Below are 3447 nucleotides of genomic sequence, written 5' to 3'. Positions count from 1 at the left end.
CCGTCGCGGCCATCGCCTTTCCGGAGACGGAAGCAAAGCCAGCATTGGCAGCCGAATAATCGACCGCAGAAACACACCCCGTCAGAAACAATGGTAACGCCAGCGCCGCAGCCAGTTTGATATTGTGTGTCATCATGACTCAGCTCCCTGCGGGGCCTGAGCATCATTCTGGTTTCGCCACGGTTTTGGATCGACCGGGATGCGGTGCGTATAGTCCACGACGGGACTGTGATAGTGGATGGGGCGAGCAGTCGCCGTGGTCGCGGTGAGGTCGCCCGAAGCAATGACTTCAGGAGGCAATGTGGCTGCGCATCCGCCCGCAATGAGCGGCACTGCGGCCACCAGAAATGAGAGTTTCATGGTGTGATCCGAGTAGGAGATATCAGCGACGCAATAAGCAATCCATGCTCAAATGCGCACGATCAGACCCGCAGAACGGGCATTCCTACTCAGATTCTGGGTGGGCGGTGAAGGCCGGGGAATTCGCCGAAAATGAAGTCTTCGTCGACAAATTCACGGATAGCCAACACCGCAGGTTTGATCGAGGAATCCTGAAATGTCACGAGCGTGAAGCTTGCGCAGACATCACTGCAGCATTCCTGCTTTACGAGCCTCGAACCGTCGTTGCCAGTCGATTCATCATCATGATCGTGATGCAATGCAGTCTGGATAGCCGGCTGATCCATCGCCTGGGATAAACTTGCTTGATTGTCGGCAGATGTAGCGCTGTGCATGGCCGTTGCGGCATTTGACAATGAGTAGCCGGCCAGCGATGCGATGATCGCCAACCTGATAAGAACCAGCAGCTTCCTGCAAATGATTCGATACATCACACTCATGTCCATTGCCTAGATTTAAACCGCCCCAACTTCAAGTGCTTGAATTGATTTATTTTGTTAACGATCTCTTAACCGTTGGAGACCTTTTCGCCTCATCGTAGCGGTTTTTCCGTCGAGAGAAGTTGGCTTCAGGATGCAGGCTTTTCTGTGACACTCTCCTCCGAGCGGACGGCTACATAGCAGGAATCCCATGACGCGAGCGACGGGTCAAGACAACCGACCAATAGCCTGGCGCATGGGGCGGAGGCACCGAACGGCAGTTGCGATAACGTGTACCGCGATCGCATTCGGCAATATCGGGCACGAGCGCTCGTGCCTCTCGAAGTCAGGCGAGTGCGCCTCAGCTAACTGTGAACTGACCCATCATTCCCGCATCCTCGTGTTCGAGAATGTGGCAGTGGAACATGAAAGCATTTTCCTTGTCGGCCGGATGTTCGAACCGAGCGAGGATTTCGGTCTCGCCGGGCACGAGAACTGTATCCTTCCATCCCGTGCATTCGGGACGCGGCGGCAATCCGTCCTCACTGAGGACACGGAACTGGACGCCGTGTATATGGAAAGGGTGCGCGACCATGGAACTGCGTATAATCCAGCGTTCCACCGAGCCTAATGCAACTTTCAAATCAATGCGATCCATATCGAAGGGCTGGCCATTGATGGCAAAACCGCCGCCGCCCATCATCATGCCCATTCCCATGTCCAGAGAAATCATACGCGTCTGTGTGTCCAACCCAACCAATTCTTCAAGCGGACTGCCAATCTTGTCTGGAAGGCTTGTTATCCGAGCGGGCAACGTTTCATCCAGTGCAAATTCGAGCACACCATAGGCCTGATTGGGATCGCTCATCAGCACCGGCGCGTTAGCACCCGAGAAATCCACGAGAATTTCTGCTCGCTCTCCCGGGGCCAATTGGAGCACATCGAGCGCGACGAGTTGCGGCAGGTAACCGCCATCGGTTGCCGCCAGATGTAAGGGGCGGCCGTCGCTGAAGAACAGATTGTAGATGCGCGCGTTCGACCCATTGAGCAGGCGCAGCCGCACAATCCCATTGGGAACCGCCGCGACCGCCCCCGATTGACCGTTAATGAGCATCCGGTTGCCATGAAACCCGTGCATCCGGTCCATCATCGAAGGTTCATAAACCATGCGACCGTTGCGATCGAAGCTGCGATCCTGCAGGACGAGCGTGAGGTCATCAATGCCATAGGCCGATGGCAGGCCTCGATCGTCATCCCTGCCGTCAGTGATGTGTATGACGCCGGCCAAGCCGTTGTAAACCTGTTGCGCCGTGCGTCCGTGAATATGAGAGTGATACCAGATGGTCGAGGGATCCTGATTCACCTGCATGTCTGGCTTCCAGATTTTGCCTGGATGCACCGGCTGATGCGGACCTCCGTCATGGTCGCCCTTAACCTTCATCCCATGCCAGTGCACACTCACCGGTTCGTCCAGAGTGTTGCCGATTTCCGCAGCCAGCGGGCCGTTCTGCATGATCACGGTGGGACCCAGATAGCTCTGATTGTAGCCCGCCGTCGGCACCGCAGGCCCGCCCAGAAAACTGCTGCTCCCTACCTTGGCGGTCATGGCAAGCTTACCACTGGCGCGGGTGTCGATGATCGGGGGCATCGCGAGCCGTGGCGGAGTTTCCGCGGCGAAGACACTGCCCGCCCATGCTGATCCCCCACCTGCAACAACAAAGGCTCTCGCGGCAGAGGTCAGGAAATCACGTCGATTCATGTTGTACCTTTGATCTTTCGTTTTCTCGGCAGTGGGAGCGAATGGAAGCAGCATGAAGTTACCCGACCGAAAACCGGAACGTTCACGGTCGAAACGACGGTGCGGCATGCCTAGTCGCCGAGCAATTTCCTTCGCTCATCAAATTCCTTAGAATCGATCTCGCCACGCGCATATCGCTCCTTAAGGATATCATGGGCGCGACTGGAAGATTGACCAGCACCTGGCACAAAACCGGAACCCATGTGCCTCATGACATAGATAACGGCAGCGACGATCCCGACAAGCACCAGGATCATGAAAATCGGTCCGAGAACCATGCCAAACCCTCCCCATTGATCACCTCCCCACATCATTCCACGACCATACTGGAACGGAGCGTTGCCTCCGGGTATTTCACCGACCTGTGCAAGGGCAGCCGTCGCCGAAAGCGGAACCAAAGCTACAATTTTGGTAAGTTGTGAGAACAGCTTCTTACTCATTTCACGTCTCCATAGGTAGGGGCCAAACGCCCAAACCAGTTTAAGATACCGACGTCAGAGTCGAATGACATTGATCTCTATCAATGTTCACTGGCGCTTGAATTTCGTTAAGATTTCTCTGTATATCTCCAACGAGGCTCAATTGTGATTGATTATGTTTTTACTATTATAAACGATTGAGAAATTTCATAATTACATTGTCGACCTTAAAAGCTTGGCATAATAATTCATAAACTTATGGAAACTTCCCGAGTTGGAAGGTTGTTAAACGAACACTGATGTTCAATTTCAGGACTCAAGAATGTCCTACGTTCGCTTTTTGCTGATGATCACGGTTTCGACGATCGCCATATATGGATTGATGTATTTGAACACATATGCATGGGATCAC

At 54.0% G+C, this 3447-nt stretch carries 4 protein-coding genes; all 4 read right to left on the bottom strand.

Annotation, left to right across the window (positions count from 1 at the left end):
• Window positions 1-132: 132 nt before the first annotated feature.
• Window positions 133-360, bottom strand: coding sequence for a hypothetical protein (locus tag Q8O80_RS18270; RefSeq protein ID WP_305581914.1), 228 nt, complete (start codon window positions 358-360; stop codon window positions 133-135).
• An 89-nt stretch (window positions 361-449) separates the two neighbouring features.
• Complete coding sequence (locus Q8O80_RS18265) at window positions 450-839, bottom strand: hypothetical protein (RefSeq protein ID WP_305581912.1); 390 nt, start codon at window positions 837-839, stop codon at window positions 450-452.
• A gap of 340 nt (window positions 840-1179) precedes the next feature.
• The gene (locus Q8O80_RS18260; RefSeq protein ID WP_305581910.1) at window positions 1180-2685 is read right to left on the bottom strand and encodes a multicopper oxidase domain-containing protein; all 1506 of its coding nucleotides are present in this window, start codon (window positions 2683-2685) and stop codon (window positions 1180-1182) included.
• A gap of 2 nt (window positions 2686-2687) precedes the next feature.
• Entirely contained in the window at window positions 2688-3056 is a 369-nt protein-coding gene (locus Q8O80_RS18255; RefSeq protein WP_305581908.1) for an SHOCT domain-containing protein, read from the bottom strand.
• Window positions 3057-3447: the final 391 nt, after the last annotated feature.

It is taken from the genome of Devosia sp., from assembly GCF_030689745.1.
GTDB lineage: Bacteria > Pseudomonadota > Alphaproteobacteria > Rhizobiales > Devosiaceae > Devosia > Devosia alba.
Note: the sequence above shows the minus strand (reverse complement) of the source record. Positions and strands in the feature narration are given on the sequence as shown.